This window comes from Janthinobacterium sp. UMAB-60 (assembly GCF_900095235.1).
GTDB lineage: Bacteria > Pseudomonadota > Gammaproteobacteria > Burkholderiales > Burkholderiaceae_D > Janthinobacterium.
In genome coordinates this window covers 60,822-86,397 of record NZ_LT607496.1, presented here as the reverse complement: position 1 = coordinate 86,397, position 25,576 = coordinate 60,822, and the positions used below count along the sequence as shown (strand labels likewise).

Sequence of the window (25,576 nt, the reverse complement as noted above, 5' to 3'; positions counted from 1 at the left end):
TGTGTCAGATCAAGTTTGAGTGGAAATGCTGGCTGGCAGGGGGAATGCGCAGTGAAAGCGGGGAGGGGATGGCGCTGGAGCGGATGGGCAGAGAAACGGTCAGCATGGTTTGGGCTGGGTCTCTTCGCTATCGTGCGCGGATGTGGTGCGGTGAGCGAACTGCGCGAATTGCATGGCAAAAGTTCATGGCGCCGGGGACCTGGGTGCCTGGCATGGCATGACAACAGCGTGTATCTCAGTGGACTGGCGTGGCGGACAGTTCCTTCAGTTCGCGGATGGTGATGTCCGATTTTTCATGCATGCGCAATAAAATCGTTGCACCGACCGACAGTTTGCCGTGACGAATCTTGCTGATGATGGGAGGCTGGACTTCCAGAATACGGCACAGTTCCGCATCATTTTTCAGGTTCATCTTCTCGATCAGGGTATCGAGCAGCTTGTTGGGCACAAAACTCGATGGTTCGAGCGCACGCGCCCGGTTCATCGCTTCAATCATTTCCAGCTTCTTTTGCCGAACGTTCATTTACTCCTCCTTCAGGTTATGCAAGGGACGAGACCACTGTATGTGGTCCCAGCTATAGTTCGTCATCGCAGTACGACTGTCCGGGTGACGTGATACCATTCGCGTTACAACATTGATAACCAGGCAAGTGTTTTCAATAATACTACGATAACAAAATTTGTGAAAGATGGTCAGTTAAATTAACTGATTGTTTGATCAATTTGATCGACGGTTGTTGTATTTTGTAAGCCGTTTTTCGTCAGGATCATGGTTCTGTCCGCCATTTCGGCGGCGGCCAGCGAATGCGTGACCATGATCGCGCAACTGCCGTTGGCCTTGATTTCGGCGCGCAGCAATTGCAGGATGCTGTGTGCCGTATCGGGATCGAGGTTGCCGGTTGGTTCGTCGGCCAGCACCAGCGCCGGCTTGTGCACGAGCGCGCGGGCAATGGCCACGCGCTGCATTTCTCCGCCGGACAATTGCTGCGGAAAGTCGCCGCCGCGTCCGCCCAGGCCGACCGCGTCGAGCATGCTGGCGGCACGCTCCTGGGGCAGTCCGTTGAGCAGCAGCGGCAGGGCCACGTTTTGCAGCAGGGTCAGGTGCGGCAAGACGTGGAAGGCCTGGAAGATAAAGCCCATGCGGGCGCGACGCAGCCGGGTGGCGGCGGCGTCATCGAGGCTGGACATGGCGATGCCGTCCACCAGGATAGGGTGCGCTTCGGCACCCGCATCGGGCGTATCGAGGCCGGCGATCAGGTTCAGCAAGGTCGACTTGCCAACGCCCGAGTCACCCATGATGGCGATGAATTCCCCCGCCTTGAAGCGGCAGGAAATGTTGGCCAGCACGGGACGGGCATGGGCATAGGACTTCGACAGATGGCGCAATTCGAGCATGGTGATCTTGATTAATAACGGCTATCGTAAAGGGAGGCACGCGGGGGAGAGGGGGGCCTGGGAACTGCAAAGGGGCGCGGATTGATTGGCCGGCAATGTGTAGTATACGACAGGCTTATCATTTTTGCTGGGCAATACCAATTTTGCGTGCACACCGCTAGTTTGATCTTGCGTTACCTGTCGCACAGCTGGCTTGTGCGGATTCCGCTATGATGGAAAAAAGTCATCGGAAAAGGCGCCCGCAAACCGCTGTGGCAGGGGCGGCGCCCGGTGGCTGACCGTGCAAGCCCTTCGTTAACCTTGATAGACGACGCCAGCCCATGACCATGCCACACGCGCAACAGCAGTCAGATTTGTCTCCCGCCAGCAACGTTCGAGTGGCCAGCGCCACTCCTGCCACGATAGTCGAGGTCAGCAGCGGCCTGCTGGCACGCGAGGCCTGGACCTCGCCCAAGTACCTGTACGACGCGCTGGGCTCGAAACTGTTCGAAGCCATTTGCGCCTTGCCCGAGTACTATCCGACGCGCACCGAGGCGGCCATCTTCGCCCGTCACGGCGCCGAGATCGCGCACGCCGTGGGGCCGGGCAGCACCCTGATCGACCTGGGCGCGGGCAATTGCGCCAAGGCCGCCAGCCTGTTCCCCCTGCTGCACCCGGCCCAGTATGTGGCCGTGGATATTTCCTACGATTTCCTCAGTGAATCGCTGAGCCGGCTGCAGCAGCGCTTCCCGCACATCGAGATGACGGGCCTGGGCCTGGATTTTTCCAGCCGCCTGGACTTGCCCGACAGCGTGCGCGAGGCGCGGCGATTGTTCTTCTATCCCGGTTCGTCGATCGGCAATTTTTCGCCTGAACAAGCGACCGCCTTTTTGCGCCGCCTGCGCGCGAACGCGGACGGCGATGGCGGCCTGCTGATCGGCGTCGACCTGATCAAGGACGATGCCATCCTCGACGCCGCCTATGACGATGCGCTGGGCGTCACGGCCGCCTTCAACCTGAACATGCTGCGTCACGTGAACGGCCTGATCGGCGCGGACTTCGACGTGCGCGCCTGGCGGCACCACGGCTTTTTCAACGCCGACGAGCGCCGCGTGGAAATGCACCTGGAAGCGCGCAGCGAACAAGTTGTCCACTGGAAAGGTGGCCAGCGGCGTTTCGCGAAAGGCGAGCGCATCCATACGGAAGACAGTTATAAATACACGCGCGCGGACTTCGTCGGTTTGCTGGAGCAGGCAGGGTTTTCCACCGTGCAAGTCTGGACGGACCCGCAGCAGTGGTTTGCCGTCATTTACGCCCGTGTCATCAGAGACTAAAGGCGACGATGCTGATCGATCATTACAACAAGGTGCGCCAGCATTCGCTGCGCCTGGCCGAACCGCTGTCCGACGAGGATTGCGGGGCCCAGTCGATGCCGGACGCCAGTCCCGTGAAATGGCATCTGGCGCATACCACCTGGTTTTTCGAAACATTTATTTTGGAAAGCATGGAAGTGGCGTTCGCGCCGTTCCACCCCGCCTTCCGCGTGCTGTTCAATTCCTACTACAACGGCGTGGGCGAGAAGCATCCGCGCGCCCAGCGGGGCTTGCTGACGCGCCCCGGCATGGCGCAAGTGCGCGCTTATCGGGCCAACGTCGATGCGCGCATCGCCTGCCTGCTGGCGGGCGAGCTGGCGCGGCCCCAGCGCGAACGCCTGACCATGCTGCTGGCGCTGGGCCTCGAACACGAGCAGCAGCATCAGGAGCTGCTGTTGACGGACGTCAAGCACCTGCTGGCGCAGAGCGCGCTGTTTCCCGCTTATCTGGACAACGCGCTGGACAGTGTTCCTGCGCCAGCGCCGCAAGCTGCGCAGCCCACGGCCTGGCTCGCGTTTGACGGCGGCCTGGCGCAGATCGGCCATGCGGGCGATGGTTTTTGCTTCGACAATGAATTGCCGCGCCATCCGCAATACGTGGCGCCGTTCGAACTGGCCAGCGCGCTGGTGACGAATGGCGAATTTCTCGCCTTCATCGAGGCGGGCGGCTACCGCATGGCGCATTGGTGGCTGGCCGAAGGCTGGGACTGGGTGCGCAGCCAGCAGCTGGCGTGTCCGCTGTACTGGCAGCGCGATGACGCGGGGCACTGGCAGGAATTCACGCTATTTGGCTTGCGCCCGCTCGCCCTGCAGGCGCCAGCCACGCACCTGTCGCTGTTCGAAGCGGACGCGTATGCGCACTGGGCGGGCGCGCGCCTGCCGACGGAAGCGGAATGGGAAGTGGCCGCGCAAGGCGTCGCCGTGGAAGTAGGGCAGCTGCATCCGGCGGCCGGTGCGCCGGGAGCGGGACTGCGGCAAATGTTTGGCCGCTGCTGGCAGTGGACCAGCAGCAGCTACGCGCCGTATCCGGGCTACCGCACGGCGCCCGGGGCGCTCGGTGAATACAACGGCAAGTTCATGCTGAACCAGTATGTGCTGCGCGGCTCGTCCTGCGCCACGCCGGCCGGCCATGCGCGCGCCAGCTACCGCAATTTCTTCCCGGCTGGCGCGCGCTGGCAATTTACGGGCATCCGCCTGGCGCGCCAGGTGGAATAGCGGCTTTACTGCAAGCGCGGAACGGCGGGCGCGTCGGGGCGGGCTGGCGCCTTGGCGACGGCGTTTTGTTCCAGCTTGAACTGGCTGACGAGGGTTTCCAGGTCGCCTGCCTGCTCATGCATGGCTGCCGCCGCCGCGGCTGCTTCCTCGACCAGGGCCGCGTTCTGCTGCGTCGTCTGGTCCATCTGCATGATGGCGGCATTGATCTGCTCGATGCCTTCGCTTTGCTCGTGGTTGGCGACGCTGATTTCACCGACGATGGCGCTGACCCGGCCCACGCTGGCCACCACTTCATCCATCGTGGCGCCCGCCTGGCTGACCAGCTGCGCGCCCTGTCCCACGCGGTTGACGGAGTCGGCAATGAGTTCCTTGATTTCCTTGGCGGCCGCCGCCGAGCGCTGCGCCAGGTTGCGCACTTCGGTGGCCACCACGGCAAAGCCGCGTCCCTGCTCGCCGGCACGCGCCGCTTCCACGGCCGCGTTCAGGGCCAGGATATTCGTCTGGAAGGCGATGCCGTCGATGACGGCGATGATGTCGACAATCTTGTGCGAGGACGCATTGATGGCATCCATGGTGCCGATCACTTCCGCCATGGCCGTGCCGCCGCGCTGGGCGATGGCCGATGCCGAGCGGGCCAGGCTGTCGGCCTGGCGCGCATTGTCGCTGTTGCTGCGCACGGTGCTCGTCAGTTCGATCATCGACGAGGCCGTTTCTTCCAGCGCGCTGGCCTGCGCTTCCGTGCGGGCCGACAGGTCGGCATTGCCGCTGGCAATCTGGCTCGACGCCACGGCGATGGTGCCCGTGCCGCCACGCACTTGCCCCACGAGGGTAGCCAGGTTGGTATTCATGTCGCGCAGCGCCTGCAGCAACTGGCCCGTTTCATCCTTGCCGTCGGCCACGATATTACTGCTCAGGTCGCCTGCGGCCACGGCTTGCGCCACGCGCAGCGCATACGCGATGGGCGTGGTGATCGAGCGCGTGACCCGCCAGGCAAAGAGCACGCCCAGCAGCAGGGCGGCCGTGCCCAGGCTGGCCATCAGCACATTCGCTGCTGAAATATTCTGCTGGATTTGCTGGCCGCCATGCACGACCACTGCGCGCTGCAGCTCGTTCAGCTGGTTCACCGTCGTTTGCAAGCGGTTCAGGGCGGGCAGGGTATCGTCGCGCACATGCACGGCCGCTTCCGCGCGTTGTCCTGCCATCAGCAGCTTGTCGGCCTGGCTGAACGAGACGACATAAGCTTTGCGCTGCTGCTTCAGGGTGGCCAGCAGTTCCTTGCCTTCAGGCAGCACGATCAGGCGGTCGAGGATGGCCAGCGCATCGCTGATGGTGGCCTTGTTGGCATCGATTTCGCCGTGGATGGCGTTGGCGCGGGCGGGATCTTCATGGATGAACAGTTCCAGAACCAGCGCCGCGTTTGAACGCGTGGTGCTGCGGATGGTGGCGATGGCGTCGGCCTTGGCCCAGTCTTTCTCGATGATGGACTCGCTGAGTCCGCCGATTTTGTCCAGGCGCAACAATCCCGTGCCTACCAGCACTGCCATCAGCAGCAGCACCACGCCAAAACCGGCGCCCAAGCGCACGCCTATCTTCATATCCGTCAATTTCATACTGATTCCCTCGGTAAGCTAATGTTCTGTCTCCGCTGGTCTTATTATGAAACGATTATACGGCGCGTGATACTTCTTTTGCAGCAACAATTGCCATGGAGAAATGAAAAAGCGGCACGGCGATCAAGCCGTACCGCTTTTTTTTCCCTATGAGGGAGGCCCGGGTCGTGCTCAGGCGGCGCTGGCCGCCACGTCGGCCGCTGTTGTTTTTTCGGCTTCCGTCTGCTTGATGCGGCGGTTCACTGCCGACAGTACGGCCTTGAACGAGGCGGTGACGATATTGCTGTCGATGGCGGCGCCGAACAGGGTCGGGCCATTATCGAGGCGCAATTCCACGTAGCACGCCGCTTGCGCGTTGGCGCCCGAGCCGATCGAGTGCTCATGGTAATCCATCAATTTGATGTCCAGGCCCAGCGCATTGACGAAGGCGTCAATGGGGCCGTTGCCGCCGCCTTGCAGGGCCAATGGCGTCTGGCGGTGCGACAGGCTGATGTCGATCTGCACGGATTCATCGCTGCTGGTGTCTTCCACCATGCGGTGCGCGGCGTAGGCGTACGGCGCCGTCTGCTGCAGGTATTCCTTCTGGAAGATTTCATGGATATCCTGCGCGGCGATTTCGCGGCCCGTGGCGTCGGCCACGGCTTGCACGGCGCGCGAGAATTCGATCTGCAGGCGGCGCGGCAAGACCAGGCCATATTCCTGTTCCAGCAAATACGCCATGCCGCCCTTGCCGGACTGGCTGTTGACGCGGATCACGGCATCGTAGCTGCGGCCCAGGTCGGCCGGGTCGATCGGCAAGTACGGCACTTCCCAGATGCTGTCCGGTTGTTGCTTGGCAAAACCCTTCTTGATGGCATCCTGGTGCGAACCGGAGAATGCCGTAAACACCAGGTCGCCCGCATACGGGTGGCGCGGGTGGACGGGCAACTGGTTGCACTCTTCCACACATTTGCGCACGGTATCGATGTCGGAGAAATCCAGGCCCGGGTGCACGCCTTGCGTGTACAAATTCATCGCCAAAGTCACCAGGTCGACGTTGCCCGTGCGCTCGCCATTGCCAAACAAGCAGCCTTCCACGCGGTCGGCGCCCGCCATCACGGCCAGTTCGGCCGACGCGACGGCCGTGCCGCGGTCGTTATGCGGGTGCACGCTGATGATGATGGAATCGCGGCGCGCCAGTTTGCGCGACATCCATTCAATCTGGTCCGCATACACGTTGGGCGTGCTGCATTCCACGGTCGATGGCAGGTTGATGATCATCTTGTTGGCGGGCGTCGGCTTCCAGATGGCGCTGACGGCGTCGCAGATATGCTTGGAGAAGTCGAGTTCCGTGGTGGAAAACGATTCCGGCGTGTATTCAAAGCCCCATTCCGTTTCCGGATGCTGCGCCACCAGCTGTTTGACGAGGGTGGTGCCGGTGGTGGCGATATTCGTGATTTCTTCGCGTGACATGCCGAACACCACCTTGCGGAATACGGGTGCCACGGAGTTGTACAGGTGCACGATGGCGCGCTTGGCGCCGACGACCGATTCCACCGTGCGGCGGATCAATTCTTCGCGCGACTGCGTCAGCACGATGATGGTGACGTCGTCCGGGATGCGGCCTTCATCGACGAGCTTGCGCACGAAGTCGAAATCCGTCTGCGATGCCGATGGGAAACCCACTTCGATTTCCTTCAGGCCGATGGCGATCAGCATCTCGAAGAAGCGCAGCTTCTTTTCCGCGCTCATCGGCTCGATCAAGGACTGGTTACCGTCGCGCAAGTCGGTGCTCATCCAGATAGGCGGTTTGCTGATGATCTGGTTCGGCCATTGACGGTCGGTCAATTTGACGGGAGGAAAGGCGCGGTATTTGGAAGCTGGATTTTGCAACATCATGATCGGGTACTCCTGAAGATAGGGGGGAAATCAATGGTTGTGGCGCAAGCTTGCCGGGCGGCCACGCAACACTAGGCCAGGCAAGCGGTCGGTAGTTTTAGCAGGCAAAGCAGGGCAACGGCGCCAGCGGTGGCGGTCGCGTCAGAAGTTACGGGTGTAGCGGGGGATGGTGCAAACATCATCAAACCTTCCAGGGTTTTTGAAACACGCCGGCGTGTGGCCAGGCGAAGCAATGCGGCAAACTTATGCGCGTGCTAGCAGTAGTCGCGATAGCGACAGCAGGGAAGGGGAGGAATGTTTGAAGGAGGACATGCACTTAATGTAAGGGAAGTGGGGCGGGGCTGTCAAGCATATTTCGCCAGGGAACGATGCTGCTGCCATGCCGCAGCTCGACTTATTGTTCCTGCGCAACTTACTTTTCCGGCGATATTGAATAATGCGGATTCCGTCTGGCGACCTGTGTCGCCCGTCCCGCTTTGGAGCTGCCGGCATGGAATCGTTGCTGAAATACTATGAACTGGAACTGGATATGCTGCGTACGCATCAGCAGGAATTCGCTGCGCGCTATCCCGGCGTCGCCGGTGCACTGGGTCTGACTGGCAACAGTTGCCAGGACCCGCATATCGAGCGCCTGATCGAGGCATATGCCTTGTGCAATGCCCGTACGGCCAAGAAGATCGATGATGCGCGCTATGTTTTCACCGAGTCCATGCTGGAAGTGAATTTCCCACACTACCTGAGGCCGTTTCCCGCGTGTTCGATTGCCCACGTGGACGCCAGGGGCGTGCCGGGCCAGGCGCGCGACGGCATCGATATCTTGCCGCGCGGAACCTTGATGCATGCACCGCCATTCCAGGGCGTCGTCTGCAAGTTTCGCACCGCCTATGACGTGGTGCTGGCGCCGCTCAGCCTTGCCGGCGCGCGCTTCGTTCCCGTGATGGATGTTGCTGTCGCGGTCAATTTACCGGCCGACATATCGACTGCGATCGCCATCGATATCGTGTCCACGTCGGCCACCGGTACGCTGGAGCAATTAATGCTGCCTGCCGTACGCGTCTTCATCGATGGCACGCCATCGCTGACGGCCACCTTGCGCGATGCCCTGTTTTTGCATGCCGCGCATGCCTGGATCGAGGCCGGCGGCGTGCAGTTGCCGCTGGCGCAAGTGCCGCTGCGTGCCGTCGGGTTTTTGCCGGAGGAGGCGCTGTTGCCGCGCAAGCCGGGTTCCCATCGTGCCTACTGCTTGCTGACAGAATACTTTGCCTGCCCTGACAAATTCCAGTTCTTTGATATCGACCTTGGCCAGATCACACCGCTGTTGCCGCCTGGATGCCAGCGTTGCACCTTGCATCTGGGTCTGCAGAACATCGCTGCCAGCAGCGCCGGCGCACGCCTGCTGCGGTCTGTATCGGCAAGCAATTTGTTGCTTGCCTGCACACCGGTGATTAATTTGTTCCAGCAAGCTGCAGCGCCGATCCGGTTGACGCAAACGCACAGCGAGTATCCGCTGCTGGCCGAGCATAAATATGCGCACGCGTATGACATTCATAGTGTCGATGCCGTGCGCCTGGTGCGGCAGGGCGCCCGTGCCGGCACGGTGACGCACTGCCAGCCGTTTTATGCCATGCGCCACGGGCAGGCTGCGAAGAGCCGTTACTGGGTGGCGCGGCGCGATGAGGCGCGGGCGCTCAGCCATCCCGGTTACGAAAGCAGCCTGGCGTTTGTTGACGGCGACGAGGACGATACCTATGCCGGGATAACGACGGTATCGGTGGACCTGACTTGCAGCAATCGCGATTTGCCGAGTGCATTGCCGGTCGGTTCTCCGGATGGCGATCTGCGGCACGAGGGGACGGCTGGCGCGCTGCCGGTGCGCCTGTTGCGTCAGCCCAGTCCGGCGTATCGCTTTAAAGCCGACTTGCCTGCGCAAGCCCGTTTGCTGGCATTGTTGTCGTTGAATCATCAGTCATTGCTGGACGATGGTCTGGCGCTGTTTCAGGAAATGCTGGCGCTGCATGATTTGCCGGCTTCCTTGATGTCACAGCGGCAAATTCAAGGCATCCGGGCCTTGACGCAGCGCGCCAGCAGCACCTGGATGCCCGACGCCAGTGGCGGCGTGCTGGTATTTGGCATCGACGTCTTGCTGACGGTGGATGAAGAGGCTTACGTCGGCAGCGGCCTGCATGTCTTTGCGCAAGTGATCGAGCATGTGCTGGGCATGTATGTGCATGTCAACAGCTACTGCCGTTTGGTCGTCATTTCGCTCAAGAGTGGGAAGGAGTTGCTGCGATGCCCGCCCCGCAATGGCCAGCAAGTACTGGCGTAATCGCGCTGCTGTCCCAGGCGCCATACCGTTTCGGTTTCTTTCAAACCGTGCGCCTGCTCGAACGCTGGCTATGCCGGCAGGGCGCGTCTGCCGATTCCGCATTGCACGATGGCTTGCGTTTCCATCAGAGCGTTGCGCTGGCGTTTCCTGCCTGCGAGATAGAGGCGGTGTGGCATGACGGCGAGCATGGCCGCCTGCACCTGCGGCCCAGTTTCATGGGATTGCTGGGTGTGAATGGTACCTTGCCCCTGCACTATACGGAGCGGCTGGTGCGCCAGGAGCGGGCCACGGGCAATGCCGGCGCGCGTGCTTTTCTCGATGCCCTGTCACAACGCGCGCCCGTGCTGTTTTATCAGGCCTGGGCCGGCAGCCGGATCGAGTGCCAGGCCGACGCAAGCGGCCGCCCCGGGTTCCTGTCGTTGCAGCTGGCGCTGGCTGGCGCCTGGCCGTCGCGCCTGGCAAGTGCTGGCGCGCTGCCGCCGGAAGCGCTGGCTTACTACGCTGCGGCATTGCGGCAGCGGCCCGTCAGCGCCGAGTTGATGGCCGATGTGCTGGCTGATTATTTCGGCGTGCCCTTGCGTATCGAATCCTTCGTCAGCACCTGGCACGTGCGCCCAAGCAATGAACATTCCCTGCTCAATCGCAGCAATGTGAGCCTGGGGCAGGGCGCCATGCTGGGCGCGCGCTGCCGGCGCCGGGACTTGCGCCTGCGCCTGTATCTGGGGCCTTTGACGCGGGCACAGTTTGACGATTTTCTTCCCGGACATTCCGCTGCGCTGGCCTTGAAAAACATGTTGAGCCTGTTTGGCTTGCCATGCATGCAATACGAAATCCGTCTGATCCTGCGCGCTGCCGACGTGCATGGCAGCAACCTGACGGCCAGGATGGAGCAGGGCGCAGCTGGCCTGGGGCAGGGCGCGCGCTTGCTGACCGGAGAGGCCCGCCGCGACTGCGACGCCATGTGCTATGAGATCCGATTTCCCGGTGCCGCTTGATGCGCCGCAATTGGCCGTCGGCAAATGTATGAATACTGATGAGCTGGGAGCGAGGCGTATCGGCACTGGGGGAGACGGAATGGAGAGCGCGGACGAATTCATGCAGTTCATGCTGGCGGCGAAGGAACTGAACGCCCATCACCGGCCGTTGCGCCTGCGGCTGGCGTATGCGGACGGAATCAACGACGATGTGCTGTTGCCGCAGCAGGTAGATGGCCGTGAAGCCATTTGCGCCGGCCTGGAGTACCGCATACGTTGCGTCTCGCTCGATGCGCACTTGCCGCTCAAACAGTTCATCGGTGTTCCGGCCGAGTTGCAGATCGTTACCGACGCAGGGCAGTTGCGCAGCGTGTGCGGCATCGTCGCGCAGGCATCGGCCGGATTGAGCGATGGCGGCCTCGCCACTTACCAGTTGGTGCTGCACGATGCGCTGACCTTGATGGAAAAACGCCGCAATACGCGTGTGTTCCGCGGCAAGACGGAGCTGGAGATCGTCGAATTGCTGATTGCTGAATGGCGGCTGGGCAACACCATTATCGGCGCCACGTTTGCTTGCGAAATCGATCAGGCCTTGGCCGGTCGTCACTTTCCGGCGCGCGAACTGACCATGCAGCACAATGAATCCGATGCCGCGTTCATCCGGCGCCTGCTGCGGCGGCGCGGCATTTCCTGGGTCATCCAGCCTGGCGCCGCACGGCATGGGGCGTCCGACGCCATGCCGTCGCATGTCTTGTTGCTGTTCGACGACGCCAGCCGCCTGCCGGAGAACGTGGCGCCTGTCATCCGCTACCACCGGGCGGACGCCACGGAAGAGAGCGATACCATCACGGCCTGGGGCGCCGTGCGCACCCTGCAGGCAGGCAGCATGGGGCGCCATAGCTGGGATTATGCGGCGCCACGCAACCGCCAGTTCATGCGGACGGATGCGGGCGGCATGGCGGATCAGGGTGCCAGCGGCAATTGCCTTGCAGCCAGCCTCGACGACTATTTCGTGGCGACGCCGCACATGGGCAATGACGCAGAAGATTTTCGCCAGCTGGGCTTGCTGGCGATGGCGCGCCATGACGTGGAAACCAAGTGTTTTCATGGCGAGGGCGTCGTGCGCTCGCTGTGCGCCGGCCAGCAGTTCAGCCTGGAAGGTCATCCGGAAATCGACCAGCATCGGCCAGATGCCCGGCGTTTCCTTGTCACGGCATTGGAAGTGCATGCCAGTAACAACCTGCCGCGCGCCCTGGATGCGCGCATCGCGCGTCTGTTCGCCGCCAGTGATTGGCTGGCGCAAGGCGCGACTTGGGTGGCAGGCGAGACGGGGCCGGAAACGCCGCGTTATCGCATGCGCTTCAGCTGCGTGCGTTCCAGCGTGGCCCTGGTGCCCGCATTCGATCCACAGCGCGATGTGCCTCAGCCGCAGCTGCAAAGCGCCATCGTCGTCGGACCCAGTGGTGAAGAAGTGCATTGCGACGAGCAAGGGCGCATCAAGGTACGTTTCCCCGCCACCCGCGCCGCCGACCATGCACATGCGCAAGGTTCCGGTGCCTCGGATACGGAGCGCGACACGGCCTGGCTGCGCGTCATCAGCAACTGGGCGGGCGATGGACAGGGCAGCGCGCACCAGTGCGGCACGCTGGCATTGCCGCGCATCGGCTCGGAAGTGCTGATCGGATTTTTGGCAGGGGACCCTGACCGGCCGATTGTATTGGGACAATTATTCAATGCCGTGGCGCCGCCGCCCGCACTCAGCAAGCGCGGCGCACTGCCGGGCAACCGCTACCTGGCGGGCATGCGCAGCCGCGAAGTGCGCGGCCAGGGCGGCAATCAGCTGCGTTTCGACGATACGCCCCGGCAGATCAGTGCCCAGCTGGCCAGCGATCACGCCACCACTGAGCTCAACCTTGGGTTCCTCGTCGAGCCGCGCGCGGGCGGCGCTGGCCGGCAGCGCGGCGACGGATTCGAGTTGCGCAGCGACCACGGCGGCGCGATCCGCAGCGGCAAGGCGCTGCTGCTGTCGGCCTGGCAGCGGCTCGACGCGACAGGCGGGCAGTTATCCGCCGAGGAACATCTGGCGTTGATGCAAGAGTGCCTGGACCTGTTCAAATCGCTGGGCGAATATGCTGGCGCGCACCAGGCGCTGCCGGTCGACGTGGCGCCCGCCGCCGCCTTGAAAGAGGCGGTGGCTGGTGCCGTGGCACCGACTGCCAGCCTGACGGCGCCCGCGGGGCTGGCGCTGAGCAGCCCGAAGACCATCGTCAGCTATGCCGGCGTGAATGTCGACACGGTGGCGCAGCAGCATGTGCACGTGATCGCGGGCCAGCGCTGCAGCATGCAGGCCGGCGAGGGCGTTTCCGTGTTTGCCCACAAGGGCGGCATCACCCAGATCGCGCACCATGGCAAATTTCTCATGCAGAGCCAGTTTGACGAGATGCAACTGAACGCCGCCAAGGCCCTGAAATTGACGGCCAATACCCGCATGATCGGCATGGCGCAGGATGAAATCACGTTCATGACGGCCGGGGGCGCCTATCTGAAACTGGCGGGCGGCTGCGTGGAACTGGGTGGCCCGGGTGCGCTGACCATCAAGACCGACGGCCATCACTGGAATGGCCCGGCCAGCAGCAAGGCTGAATTGCCGAGCTTTGACGAGGGCGACCTGGGCCGCATGCCGCAGGTGCTTTCCGGCCTCGACGGTAGTCCCGTCAGCGGCGTCAAGATCGTCGTCGAGCGCGAGGACGGCTCGCAGCAAGTGGTCGATGCCGACAGCGAAGGCAAGGGCGCGGCCATCGTGGGCGACAGCCTGGAAAAACTCAAGGTGCGTATTTTCAGGCCGCGCGACTGAGCGTGGATAGTGCGTTGTCCATCATTCACGGGAGTCAGGCATGAGTGTACACAAGCCCAAGACGGGGTCCTTGCCCTTCGATGAAAGCAAATACCTGCAGATAGGCGAAAAAGACGGCCTGCTGCGCTTCGATCACGACAAGTTACTCATTAGCACACGCTTGCCCTTGCCAGGCATCATGATTTTCGTGCATGGCGTCAATTCCGATGGCGAGTGGTATGACGAGGCGGAAACCGGTTTGTGCGCGGGATTGAATGCGCGCTTGCACCGGCGCGTACACGATGCCGGGCGCGGCGCCCAGGAGGGCATCGCCATGACGCCGGCCCGCTATTTGAAGCAGCTGACGCGCGACGGTTTCATTAACCCGCTGATGAAACCCAGAACCTTCATGGAAGGCGATGGCTATTCGCCCGTGATCCGCTTTCGTTGGGGTTATGCGGCCAATGACGAGGAGTTGCAGACGTATGGCGACGGCATATTTCTGAACGAGCAGAATTACTGGGGCGGCGGACCGTTCGCCAATGGCTGCAGTTCGCTGCCGGACCTGTGGGGCGAAGGCTTGTCGGACCAGCTGTTTTTGTGGATGCAGATCCAGCACATGAATCCGACCAATGACCGGCAGGTGTACGCCTGCCCGCCACGCCCGTATTTCGTGTTGGCCGCCTACCGCCTGGCGCGGTTGATCGAGGCCATCCGAAAAAAGCAGGCCGATGTGCCGATCACCATCGTGTGTCATAGCCAGGGCAATATGGTCAGCATGGCGGCGGCATTCCTGGGCGAGCGCCTGCCCAAGGTGTCCGATGCGCAGGGCCGGCAGTGGCCTTGCATTGCCGACAATTATGTACTCTGCAATCCACCCTACAGCGTGGTGGAAGACAACATGGCGGAGAACTGGACGTCGTCGAATCTGAAGGCGGCCGACGGCAGCACGGGTCGCCAGACGGCCGCCGCCCGTTTCGGTACGCTGGCGGCCTTCTTCGCCCTCATCGGCGAGCGGCGCGCCGCACAATGGAAGGCCGAGAAAATCGACCAGGCCATGAGCAGTGCGCACCACCCGTTCAAGGCGCAGCACGATATTGACAGTTATGGCGTGCGGGGCGCAACCGTGGGACGCGTGACCCTGTATTGCAATCCGCACGACCAGGTGATTTCGTCCTTGACGGTGCAAGGCATGGGCTGGCGCGGCTTGGCCGGCCCTGTGCTGGACAAGGATGGCCTGCCAAAAAAAGATCGCCAGGGCAAGCTCGACCCGGGCGAAATCGCCAGGGCAGGCGGCGAGGGAATATTTACCCAGCGCGTGTTTGCCGAGGGTTTTCCCGTCGGCGTAAAAGGCGCGTACGACTACTGGGGCGATCATCGTCCTGCCATCGACTTTGGCAGCGATCATTTCTGGAATCCGCCTTCCATGATTTCCACCTATAGCGTGGAAAAGGGCCTGGAAGCGCAAGAGAACTGGCTGTTCCAGATACTCACCGTGGCGTTTGCACCCATCGCCATCGTGGCCACCACCTTGATGCGCAAGCGTATCAATGCCTCGCCCGACAAGTACTGGAAAATCCCGCTGGAAGCGCCCGACCTGCCGGAGACCTTCTTCCCGCAGGCGAAGTTATTTGGCGCTATCTGCCCCAGCTTTGACATGGGACTGCATCCGCATGGCTGGAATCGCAACAAGGATGCCGCCCATCCGGCGGGCGACCCGTTCCATGGCGAGCGCGAGTTGTCGATACCGCGCGGCGGCCTGCATGGCGAAAAACAGCGCACCGATGCCGCGCGCGGCAACGAGGAGAGCGAAGCGGCCCTGCAATACGAATACCACGCCTCCCTGCGCATGATGGCCAAGCGCGAAGGCAAGGTCGAGAAAGGCAAACACGTCACCGAAGAAGACCATCCCGAGACGGCGAGCGCGCAATACACGGCATGGCGCCAGCGGAAAATCCAGGCGGGCCTGGCCGGCAACGTGGGCACCTATGCCACCGATCACTCCACCATCCTGACCAACAGCGAACATTCCAGAAAGGCGCTCGCGTATGACGTGGCCGTGGGCTGCTGTCATTTGTTGGAAACGGATTTGCGGGAGTTGAGGACGATGGCGGATTGGCGGTTTCTTAATGATTTTGAGGATAGTGAACAAATGAAAGTTTTCAAGGAATATTTTAAAGAAGGGCGCATGAATGAAAAAACTGTTGCGCATTGGGCAAGAACATCAACAGATGGAACTATGCCGGAGAAAATAAAGAATTCGCGTGAAAACAGTGCTACCTGAATTTTATTGTGGAATTTTCTTGATTAAGGTAGGTAATTATGGCTAAAAATTTTATATTTAATACCTTGGCTGCGATGATGGCGACGATAGGTTTATCCTCATGTGCCGTTAAAACGGAAATGAATGTTGAGAAAATAGAAAAAGACACTGCGAAGCCGTTTATTGCACAAGTAGTAGGTGTGCAATGGCTAAATCCCCTGCAGCGACAGGACTATCCTACCGAGTGGCAGCTACTTTGGACTCTTGGAAAGGTTAGACCGAATGAAAAGGATGATATGGTTGAGTTGCATCCGGCTATTTTTTCCAGTGTGAGATCTGTTTCTGGAATAGCGTCTTCCCTTAATGGGAAGGGGAGTTTTAAAAATTTTCACATTAAGTATGCCAATGAGTTGATATCTCCATTTCATGGTATGTACTTTTCAAACCCCACCTATTTTTATAACGCCCACGACTTCAAACACAAAAAAGGCTGGAATGAATTGGCGGGTATCCATGTTGAGTACGCTTTGCCTGCAGAACGGTTTGATCCCCTTCTCGCAGGCGATGACTTGCGCAAGCAAATCACAAGTACTTTTTCAATTGGCAACCCGAACTTCCCCAAATCCTGGACCAAGTCCACCCCGCCCGACGTGCGCGTCACGGCCGGCGGCGCGAATGCAGGCTTTGTGTCTCTGGCGGCTGCCCTCGATTACTTGCAGGCGCATCCCGCTGAAACTGTGTGGGTGATGAGCTGGGATGCGCCCAGTTTTCCGAAAGATGAGCAGATCAATGAAAACATGGTCTTGCTGGTCCTGGCCGGTCCCCATTACAAGACGGAGCGCGATGCGCTGGCGTGGATAGGCTATCCGGCCACGCAGCAGGTCAGCGCCTTGGCGGCGCAGAATGGCTTGCCGCCGCCCACGGTGCAGGCCTGGCAGGCGACGCTGGCGCAGGCGGCAGGCAATGGGCGCAAGAGCGAGGTAGAGATCGGCTATGTAATCCACGATGCAAACAACACCCGGCCGGCGTCGCCTGACCGTATCGCCTACCTGGCGCAGACCTTGACGACCGAGGTGCCGGCCTTCGATTTCCTCCAGCAGACCTTCAATACGCCGGCGCTGCTGGGTGAAATGGGCGCCGCCACGGCCTTGACGAATGTGGCGCTGGGCATCGCGCAGGCGAATCACTTTGGCCAGAATGTGCTGGTGGCGGGCACCAGCGACGCCGGCCAGACGACCGGCGTGCTGATCTTGCCGCCGGCTAAGGTGCGCCCCATCGATCCCGTGAAACCGTGGTTCCGCGCGCGCGGCGGCGGCAATGCCTATCTGATGTGGTGGGGCATCCGGCATGCCTGGGCCAAGCTGGATGCGGGGCAATTCAACGAACAGGGATTTTCGAAATAGACAATGTCGCAGGCTCAGACATAGCGCACCTGCGCCGCCTGGGCCGGAATGTCCTGTGCCATGCGCGCCAGGATGCGCTGCAGCATGGCCGCATCGGCGGGCAGGCGCGTGGCGAAGGCTGGCCAGCCGCGCAGTTCCAGCTGTTGCGGCATGTCCACCAGGCCCGTGATGGCATCGTGGAAGGCATCCCAGTTCATGCCATACATGGAAGGAAAGGCCAGCGCGGGCGCCAGGCTGGCATGCAGCTGGCGCGCGGTGTTGATATCGCTCAAGTCGATTATCACCAGAGCTGGCCTGCTCACAGTATGCCCTTGAGCAAGTTCTGCAGGTTTTCGCGCATGCCACCGACCACTGCCTCGTGCTGTTCCAGGATGGCGGATGCATCCTTGAACGGTGCCGGGTCGAGGTACAGGCGCGGCAGGTCGGCCACGGCCACGCCGCGTGGGCCGCCACGCAGGATCTCGTCCACATGCTGGTTGATCGAGTGGATGGCAGCCTGGATGCGCGGCGTGGAAGATGCCGCCAGGCAGGCGGCCAGCGCCGCGTCGAGTTCGGCGCGCGCGGGCGCCTGCGGCAGCACGGGCGCGGCAATCTGTTCCAGAGGAGACATGTTGACGGCCGGCTTGCGATACGCGCGCAGGGTATCGAGCGCCATCAGCCGGTGCGCGCCGCCGCGCTGCAGCCAGTCAAGGATGCGCGGCCAGGGCGTGCCCAGCAGCGCTGCCGCCACGCCCCATTGTCCCGCCACGGGCGAGCCGATATTCACGTCGATCCAGTCCAGGGCGGCCGGGTTGCCCGTGTAGGCCAGCAGGATGGCGTTCGACGAGCGCAGCGCGGGCGCCTGCGTGACCAGCACGCAAGTCAGCCAGGCGAGGGCGCCGTCGGGCGGATCGTTGGATAACTGTTGTGCAAATGGGGCGCCCAAGGCGCGGCTGTCGGCAAATTGCAAATCGTCGGACATGTTTGATTGAGAGTAAAGAGCAGGCGCCAGTCTAGCAGTGGGGCAGGGGCGCACGAACCTTGTCACTATAAACATTTAAGACTGTCTTCAGTGCCAGCGGCTCCGCTTGCGCTACAATCAGCTCTCCTTTGTTGCCACTGCCGCGCGCGGTTCTCACTCTCCACCATGTTCCCTAAACGCCTGACCCTGCTTGCCCTGGCCGCCTTTGCGCTGGCCGGCTGCGATACCACCGCCCCGAAACCGATACAAGTATTGACGCCACCCGAGCCCATCGTCGTCACGCCGCGCAAGATCAAGATCGGCCTGGCGCTGGGCGGTGGCGCGGCGCGCGGCTTCGCGCATATCGGCGTGATCAAGGCGCTCGAATCGCAGGGCATCCATGCCGACATCGTCACCGGCACCAGTGCCGGCAGCGTGGTGGGCGCCCTGTATGCGGCGGGCAACTCCGGCTTTGCCCTGCAAAAAATGGCCTTCGACATGGACGAAGCGGCCATTTCGGACTGGGCCTTGCCCCTGTTCGGCAAGTCGTCCGGCGTGCTCAAGGGCGAAGCGCTGCAAAGCTATGTCAACAAGGCTGTCGGCGGCGTGCCGCTGGAAAAGCTGAAAATTCCGTTTGGCGTGGTGGCGACCGATTTGAAAAATGGCCAGCCGATCCTGTTCCAGCGTGGCAACACCGGCATGGCCGTGCGCGCCTCGTCGGCCGTGCCCGGCGTGTTCCAGCCCGTGACGATCGCCGGCCACACCTATGTTGATGGCGGCCTCGTCGCTCCCGTGCCCGTGCGTTTTGCGCGCGACATGGGCGCCGATTTCATCATCGCCGTGAATATCTCGTCGCAAACGGATACGCAAAAGGCCATCAGTTCGATGGAGGTGCTGATGCAGACGTTCGCCATCATGGGCCAGCGCATCAACCAGTTCGAATTGAAAGATGCGGACGTGGTGATCCAGCCCAGCCTGGGCACCATGAAGGGCAACGATTTCAACAGCCGCAACCAGGCCATCCTGGCGGGCGAGCAGGCGACGTTTGCCGTCATGGCGCAGCTCAAGCAAAAGCTGAAAGCCAAGCGCGAGCAGTAAGCGATAGCGCCGCTGCGCATTTCGTATACAATTTTGATTCAACATAACAAGGATGCACCATGCAATCGAAACCGATTTTGACCCTGGACGACGTAAAGAAAATCGCTGCCGCCGCCGAAGCGGAAGCGGTCAAGAATAACTGGGCGGTCGCGATCGCCATCGTCGATGACGGCGGCCACCTGCTGTGGCTGCAGCGCATGGATGGCGTGGCGCCGATCTCGTCGCACATCGCCCCATCGAAAGCCAAGACGGCCGCGCTGGGCCGCCGCGAATCGCGCATCTATGAAGAGATGATCAATGGCGGCCGCGTATCGTTCCTGAGCGCGCCGGAAATCGACGGCTTGCTCGAAGGCGGCGTGCCCATCGTGTTTGACGGCCACTACGTGGGCGCCGTCGGCGTCTCGGGCGTGAAGTCGGCCGAAGATGCGCAAATCGCCAAAGCGGGTATTGCCGCTTTGACGGCCTAAGTAGTCGCCGCAGTTGCAGAACCAGCCGTCCCGCGCAAGCCGGGCGGCTTTTTTCATGGGGCGCAGGATTTATGCTGCTGCGCAAAAAAATGCCGGGCCTTCTGTATTTTCTTCCTTGTGGAAAAGCTTCCTTTTGGTTATAATTCAAAGGTTTAGCCAATCACACATATACCGTAGCGACTACCCATCCCCTCATTCAAAATGACCGTTGAAACACCCTGAGTGCATCTGGCTCGGGTAGTTAGGCGGTCGGTCTGACGTGGCGCAGCTACGGTAACTTTATCAGGAGTTGCCCTTGCCGCCATTTTTTTCTGGCCCTGCCGTTCCAGCCATATTAGCGCTTGCTGATGGAACGATCTTTAAAGGTTTTTCGATCGGTGCCGCCGGTCATACCACGGGCGAGGTTGTTTTCAACACCTCGATGACCGGGTATCAGGAAATCCTTACCGACCCAAGCTATTGTCGCCAGATGGTCACCCTGACCTATCCGCATATCGGCAATACGGGCGTCAACCCGGAAGACGTCGAGTCTTCCAAGGTTCACGCCGCTGGCCTCATCATCCGCGATCTGCCATTGCTGGCATCCAATTTCCGTTCCACGCTCTCCCTGTCCGACTACCTGAAAGCTGAAAATATCGTCGCCATCGCCGGCATCGATACACGCAAGCTCACGCGCATCCTGCGTGAAAAAGGTGCGCAGGGCGGTGCCATCCTGGTCGGCACGCAAGGCAATGAGCCATCCGCCGCGCAAGCGCTGGAACTGGCCCGCTCCTTCCCCGGCCTGGCCGGCATGGATCTGGCCAAGGTGGTATCAAGCAAGGCCGCCTATGAGTACCGCGAAACGGAATGGACCCTGGGCGAAGGCTATGGCCAGCTGGCTGACGCGGACGCGAAATACCACGTGGTCGCCTTCGACTACGGCGTCAAGCGCAACATCCTGCGCATGCTGACGGCGCGCGGCTGCAAGGTCACCGTGCTGCCGGCGCAAGCGACGGCAGCCGATGCCCTGGCGTTGAATCCGGACGGCATCTTCCTGTCCAACGGCCCCGGTGACCCGGAACCGTGCGACTACGCGATTGCAGCGACCAAGGAGCTGATCGAGAAGGGCATCCCGACCTTCGGCATCTGCCTCGGCCACCAGATCATGGCTTTGGCTTCCGGTGCGAAAACGCTGAAGATGAAGTTCGGCCACCACGGCGCCAACCACCCGGTGCAGGATCTGGAAACGAAACAGGTCTTGATTACCTCGCAAAACCACGGTTTCGCAGTCGACGCGGCAACTCTGCCCGCGAATTGCCGCGTGACCCATGAATCGCTGTTCGACGGCTCCCTGCAGGGCTTTGCCCGCACGGACAAGCCGGCCTTCTGCTTCCAGGGCCACCCTGAAGCGTCGCCGGGCCCGATGGATGTTGCTTACCTGTTTGACCGCTTCATCAACTTGATGGCTGCGGAGGAGAAAAAGAAAAATGCCTAAACGTTTAGATATCAAAAGTATTCTGATTATTGGCGCTGGCCCGATCGTGATCGGCCAGGCCTGCGAATTCGATTATTCCGGCGCGCAAGCGTGCAAGGCCCTGCGCGAAGAGGGCTACAAAGTCATCCTGGTCAACAGCAATCCCGCGACCATCATGACGGACCCGGAAATGGCCGACGTCACCTACATCGAACCGATCACCTGGTCGGTGGTTGAGCGCATCATCGCCAAGGAGCGTCCTGACGCCATCCTGCCGACGATGGGCGGCCAGACGGCGCTGAACTGCGCGCTGGACCTGTTCAACAACGGCGTGCTGGCAAAATACAACGTCGAGCTGATCGGCGCTTCGCCGGAAGCCATCGACAAGGCGGAAGACCGTTCCAAGTTCAAGGACGCGATGACCAAGATCGGCCTCGGTTCGGCCCGTTCCGGCGTGGCGCACTCGATGGAAGAATCGTGGGCCGTGCAGCGCACCCTGGGCTTCCCGACCATCATCCGTCCATCGTTTACCATGGGCGGCTCCGGCGGCGGCATCGCCTACAACGAAGAAGAATTCGAAACCATCTGCAAGCGCGGCCTGGAAGCATCGCCGACGAAAGAGTTGCTGATCGAAGAATCGTTGCTGGGCTGGAAAGAGTACGAGATGGAAGTGGTGCGCGACAAGGCGGACAACTGCATCATCATCTGCTCGATCGAAAACCTCGACCCGATGGGCGTGCACACGGGTGACTCCATCACGGTGGCGCCGGCGCAAACCCTGACGGACAAGGAATACCAGATCATGCGCAATGCCAGTCTGGCAGTGCTGCGCGAGATCGGCGTCGACACCGGTGGCTCGAACGTGCAATTCTCGATCAACCCTGTCGATGGCCGCATGATCGTCATCGAGATGAACCCGCGCGTGTCGCGTTCGTCGGCGCTGGCATCGAAAGCGACGGGTTTCCCGATTGCAAAGATCGCCGCCAAGCTGGCCGTCGGTTACACCCTGGACGAGCTGCGCAATGAAATCACGGGCGGCGCCACGCCGGCTTCGTTCGAGCCGTCGATCGATTACGTCGTCACGAAGATTCCCCGTTTCACGTTCGAGAAGTTCCCGACCGCCGACCACCACCTGACGACGCAGATGAAATCCGTCGGCGAAGTGATGGCGATTGGCCGTACCTTCCAGGAATCGTTCCAGAAAGCCTTGCGCGGCCTGGAAGTGGGCGTGGACGGCATGAACGAGAAAACCAAGGACCGCGAAAAGATCGAAGAGGAACTGGGCGAGCCTGGTCCTGAGCGCATCTGGTACGTGGGCGATGCGTTTGCCCAAGGTTTTACTCTGGAAGAAGTGCACAATCTCACCAAGATCGACCCATGGTTCCTGATCCAGATCAAGGAAATCGTCGACCTGGAACTGTGGCTCGATACGCAGAAGCTGGACAACCTGGACAAGAACACCCTGTACAAGTTGAAACAAAAGGGCTTCTCGGACCGCCGCCTGGGCTTTTTGTTGCAGACGACCGACACGGCCGTGCGCCTGCAGCGCCATGCGCTGGGCATCCGTCCCGTCTACAAGCGCGTCGACACGTGCGCGGCCGAGTTCTCGACCGACACGGCGTACATGTATTCCACGTACGACGAAGAGTGCGAGTCGAATCCGACCGACAAGAAAAAGATCATGGTGCTGGGCGGTGGCCCGAACCGTATCGGCCAGGGTATCGAGTTTGACTATTGCTGCGTCCACGCTGCCCTCGCCATGCGCGAAGATGGCTACGAAACCATCATGGTCAATTGCAATCCAGAAACGGTTTCGACCGACTACGATACCTCGGACCGTCTGTACTTCGAATCGCTGACGCTGGAAGACGTGCTGGAAATCGTCGCCATCGAAAAACCGGTCGGCGTGATCGTGCAGTACGGCGGCCAGACACCATTAAAACTGGCGCTGGACCTGGAAGCGAATGGCGTGCCGATCATCGGCACCTCGCCCGACATGATCGATGCGGCCGAAGACCGCGAGCGTTTCCAGCAACTGCTGCACAAGCTGGAACTGCGCCAGCCGCCTAACCGCACCGCGCGCACGGAAGCTGACGCCCTGGCGCTGGCGCAGGAAATCGGCTACCCGCTGGTCGTGCGTCCATCGTACGTGCTGGGCGGCCGCGCCATGGAAATCGTCCATGAGCAACGCGACCTGGAACGCTACATGCGCGAAGCCGTCAAGGTTTCGCACGATTCGCCGGTGCTGCTGGACCGCTTCCTGAACGACGCCATCGAGTGCGACGTCGATTGCATCTCCGACGGCGAAACGACGTTCATCGGCGGCGTGATGGAACACATCGAACAGGCTGGCGTCCACTCGGGCGACTCGGCTTGCTCCTTGCCACCATACTCGCTGTCGCAAGAAACCATCGATGAACTGAAGCGCCAGACGGCGCTGATGGCCAAGGGCTTGAACGTGGTCGGCCTGATGAACGTGCAGTTCGCCATCCAGAAACAGGAAATCGATGGCGAAATGAAAGACGTCGTCTTCGTGCTGGAAGTCAATCCGCGCGCTTCGCGCACCGTGCCTTTCGTTTCGAAAGCCACCGGTCTGCAACTGGCGAAGATCGCCGCGCGCTGCATGGTCGGCCAGTCGCTGGCCTCGCAAGGCATCACGCAGGAAGTCGTGCCGCCATACTTCAGCGTCAAGGAAGCCGTGTTCCCGTTCGTCAAGTTCCCGGGCGTGGACACCATCCTGGGCCCTGAAATGAAATCGACGGGCGAAGTCATGGGCGTGGGCCTGACGTTCGGCGAAGCGTTTGTGAAATCGCAACTGGGCGCCGGCGTGAACCTGCCAAAATCGGGCAAGGTCTTCATCAGCGTGAAAGCGTCGGACAAGCCGCGCGCCGTGCAAGTGGCGCGCGACCTGGTCGAGTCCGGTTTTACCGTGGTCGCCACCAAGGGCACCGCCGCCGTGATCGCTGCTGCCGGCATCGCCGTCACGCCAGTGAACAAGGTGATCGAAGGCCGTCCGCACGTGGTCGACATGATCAAGAACCATGAAATCGTGCTGGTGATCAACACCGTGGAAGAAAAACGCAGCGCCATCGTCGATTCGCGGGCCATCCGCACCTCGGCCCTGGCGTCGCGCGTGACGACCTACACCACCATCGCGGGCGCGGAAGCGGCCGTCGAAGGCATCCGTCACCTGGATGAGTTGCGTGTGTACGATTTGCAAGGTCTGCACAAGACCTTGAACTAAGTGCGTTTGCAGTGACCGCCGTTAGGCGGTACACTGCATGCTTATCAACCACAGAGTTCCGTGCAGAGCAGCGCGCGGCCTCTGTGGTTTTCACTTGGTAAGTCCGTTATCCGTGGCAAAACACGGACGATGGCACCGATAACCAGCAGATAGTAGAGATAACATGACCTCAGTCCCATTGACCAAATACGGCGCAGAACTTCTGAAGGAAGAACTGCATCATTTGAAGACCAAGGAACGCCGCATCGTCATCGATGCGATCGCCGAAGCGCGTTCGCACGGAGATTTGTCGGAAAACGCCGAATACGATGCCGCCAAGGAACGCCAGGCCTTCGTCGAAGGCCGCATCGCCGAGCTCGAAGGCAAGCTGGGCGCAGCGCAAATCATCGACCCGACCGCGCTCGACGCGGAAGGCCGCGTGGTGTTTGCCTCGACCGTGAACCTGGAAGACCTGGAATCGGGCCAGAAAGTCACGTACCAGATCGTCGGTCTCGATGAAGCCGACCTGAAAAAGAACAAAGTCTCCGTGACGTCCCCGATCGCCCGCGCGCTGATCGGCAAGTACGCCGGCGACGTGGTGGAAGTGCAGGCGCCGTCCGGCCCGCGCGAATACGAAATCCTGGAAGTACAGTACATCTGATGCTCGCCCGCGTGCGCTTCCTCGTTGCCACCCTGTGGGCCGGCAGCTTGTGGACCATCGGCTTCATCGTGGCGCCCACCTTGTTTGCTACCTTGAGCGACCGTGTGCTGGCGGGCAATATCGCCGGCAGTATGTTCCGCGCCGAGGCCTGGCTGTCAATCGCCTGCGCGCTGATTCTGCTGGCCTTGCTGCAGTGGGGCGCGGGCGCGCTGGAGCTCAAGCGCCGCCGCCTGCTGGGGGCGCTGGTGCTGTCCATGCTGGTGTGCGCGCTGCTCAGCCACTTCGGCATTTCGCCACTGATGGCCGAGCTCAAGGCGCAAGCGCCTTCGGGCATCATGGACGAGGCCATGCGCAGCCGCTTCGGCATGCTGCATGGCGTGTCGACCCTGATCTTTGCCGTGCAGAGCTTGCTGGCGGGCGTATTGATCTGGAAACAGCAGTAATCGTCTGTGGTGTTGTCGGATTACGCGCTGCGCGCTAATCCGA

The 25,576-nt window shown here is 61.3% G+C and carries 19 protein-coding genes; 13 read left to right on the top strand and 6 right to left on the bottom strand.

Annotated elements, in window-relative coordinates; genetic code table 11:
* Positions 1–235: 235 nt before the first annotated feature.
* Positions 236–523, bottom strand: a complete 288-nt coding sequence (locus tag K0F86_RS21900) for a hypothetical protein (protein WP_219136292.1) — start codon at positions 521–523, stop codon at positions 236–238.
* Between the two features lie 179 nt (positions 524–702).
* A complete protein-coding gene (locus K0F86_RS21895; RefSeq protein WP_219136291.1) occupies positions 703–1,395 on the bottom strand; it encodes an ABC transporter ATP-binding protein in 693 nt (230 codons plus the stop codon).
* A gap of 320 nt (positions 1,396–1,715) precedes the next feature.
* On the opposite strand from K0F86_RS21895, the gene egtD reads away from it, so the two are divergent.
* Both egtD and egtB read left to right on the top strand, forming a co-directional pair.
* Positions 1,716–2,708: an L-histidine N(alpha)-methyltransferase gene (gene egtD / locus K0F86_RS21890; protein WP_219136290.1), complete on the top strand. Its 993-nt coding sequence runs from the start codon at positions 1,716–1,718 to the stop codon at positions 2,706–2,708.
* 8 nt (positions 2,709–2,716) lie between these two features.
* Positions 2,717–3,961: an ergothioneine biosynthesis protein EgtB gene (gene egtB, locus K0F86_RS21885; protein ID WP_219136289.1), complete on the top strand. Its 1,245-nt coding sequence runs from the start codon at positions 2,717–2,719 to the stop codon at positions 3,959–3,961.
* A gap of 5 nt (positions 3,962–3,966) precedes the next feature.
* On the opposite strand, the gene K0F86_RS21880 is transcribed toward egtB, so the two are convergent.
* Entirely contained in the window at positions 3,967–5,571 is a 1,605-nt protein-coding gene (locus K0F86_RS21880) for a methyl-accepting chemotaxis protein (RefSeq protein WP_219136288.1), read from the bottom strand.
* Positions 5,572–5,742: 171 nt separating this feature from the next.
* Positions 5,743–7,449, bottom strand: a complete 1,707-nt coding sequence (leuA, locus tag K0F86_RS21875; protein WP_219136287.1) for a 2-isopropylmalate synthase — start codon at positions 7,447–7,449, stop codon at positions 5,743–5,745.
* 490 nt (positions 7,450–7,939) lie between these two features.
* Here leuA and tssF point away from each other — a divergent pair, with 490 nt between their 5' ends.
* From tssF to K0F86_RS21850, 5 genes are all read left to right on the top strand, one after another.
* The gene (gene tssF, locus K0F86_RS21870; protein WP_219136286.1) at positions 7,940–9,775 is read left to right on the top strand and encodes a type VI secretion system baseplate subunit TssF; all 1,836 of its coding nucleotides are present in this window, start codon (positions 7,940–7,942) and stop codon (positions 9,773–9,775) included.
* Positions 9,739–10,770, top strand: coding sequence for a type VI secretion system baseplate subunit TssG (gene tssG / locus K0F86_RS21865; protein ID WP_219136285.1), 1,032 nt, complete (start codon positions 9,739–9,741; stop codon positions 10,768–10,770). The genes tssF and tssG overlap by 37 nt, the downstream gene beginning before the upstream one ends.
* A 79-nt stretch (positions 10,771–10,849) precedes the next feature.
* Positions 10,850–13,603, top strand: a complete 2,754-nt coding sequence (locus K0F86_RS21860) for a type VI secretion system Vgr family protein (RefSeq protein WP_219136284.1) — start codon at positions 10,850–10,852, stop codon at positions 13,601–13,603.
* Positions 13,604–13,643: 40 nt separating this feature from the next.
* A complete protein-coding gene (locus tag K0F86_RS21855; RefSeq protein ID WP_219136283.1) occupies positions 13,644–15,866 on the top strand; it encodes a DUF3274 domain-containing protein in 2,223 nt (740 codons plus the stop codon).
* A 38-nt stretch (positions 15,867–15,904) separates the two neighbouring features.
* A complete protein-coding gene (locus K0F86_RS21850) occupies positions 15,905–17,248 on the top strand; it encodes a hypothetical protein (protein ID WP_219136282.1) in 1,344 nt (447 codons plus the stop codon).
* Between the two features lie 14 nt (positions 17,249–17,262).
* On the opposite strand, the gene K0F86_RS21845 is transcribed toward K0F86_RS21850, so the two are convergent.
* Positions 17,263–17,520: a barstar family protein gene (locus tag K0F86_RS21845; RefSeq protein WP_257572297.1), complete on the bottom strand. Its 258-nt coding sequence runs from the start codon at positions 17,518–17,520 to the stop codon at positions 17,263–17,265.
* Positions 17,521–17,546: 26 nt separating this feature from the next.
* Positions 17,547–18,209, bottom strand: coding sequence for a hypothetical protein (locus K0F86_RS21840; RefSeq protein WP_219136280.1), 663 nt, complete (start codon positions 18,207–18,209; stop codon positions 17,547–17,549).
* 165 nt (positions 18,210–18,374) lie between these two features.
* On the opposite strand from K0F86_RS21840, the gene K0F86_RS21835 reads away from it, so the two are divergent.
* From K0F86_RS21835 to K0F86_RS21810, 6 genes are all read left to right on the top strand, one after another.
* Positions 18,375–19,286: a patatin-like phospholipase family protein gene (locus K0F86_RS21835; protein ID WP_071077947.1), complete on the top strand. Its 912-nt coding sequence runs from the start codon at positions 18,375–18,377 to the stop codon at positions 19,284–19,286.
* A gap of 59 nt (positions 19,287–19,345) precedes the next feature.
* Positions 19,346–19,753, top strand: coding sequence for a heme-binding protein (locus tag K0F86_RS21830; protein WP_102123312.1), 408 nt, complete (start codon positions 19,346–19,348; stop codon positions 19,751–19,753).
* Positions 19,754–20,048: 295 nt separating this feature from the next.
* A complete protein-coding gene (carA, locus tag K0F86_RS21825; protein ID WP_219136279.1) occupies positions 20,049–21,227 on the top strand; it encodes a glutamine-hydrolyzing carbamoyl-phosphate synthase small subunit in 1,179 nt (392 codons plus the stop codon).
* Positions 21,220–24,450: a carbamoyl-phosphate synthase large subunit gene (gene carB, locus K0F86_RS21820; protein WP_219136278.1), complete on the top strand. Its 3,231-nt coding sequence runs from the start codon at positions 21,220–21,222 to the stop codon at positions 24,448–24,450. The genes carA and carB overlap by 8 nt, the downstream gene beginning before the upstream one ends.
* Positions 24,451–24,613: 163 nt before the next feature.
* Positions 24,614–25,090: a transcription elongation factor GreA gene (greA, locus tag K0F86_RS21815; protein ID WP_071077944.1), complete on the top strand. Its 477-nt coding sequence runs from the start codon at positions 24,614–24,616 to the stop codon at positions 25,088–25,090.
* Positions 25,090–25,533 carry a DUF4149 domain-containing protein gene (locus tag K0F86_RS21810; protein ID WP_219136277.1) on the top strand — a complete coding sequence of 148 codons (444 nt, stop codon included), beginning with the start codon at positions 25,090–25,092 and terminating at the stop codon, positions 25,531–25,533. Before greA ends, K0F86_RS21810 begins: the two co-directional genes overlap by 1 nt.
* Positions 25,534–25,576: the final 43 nt, after the last annotated feature.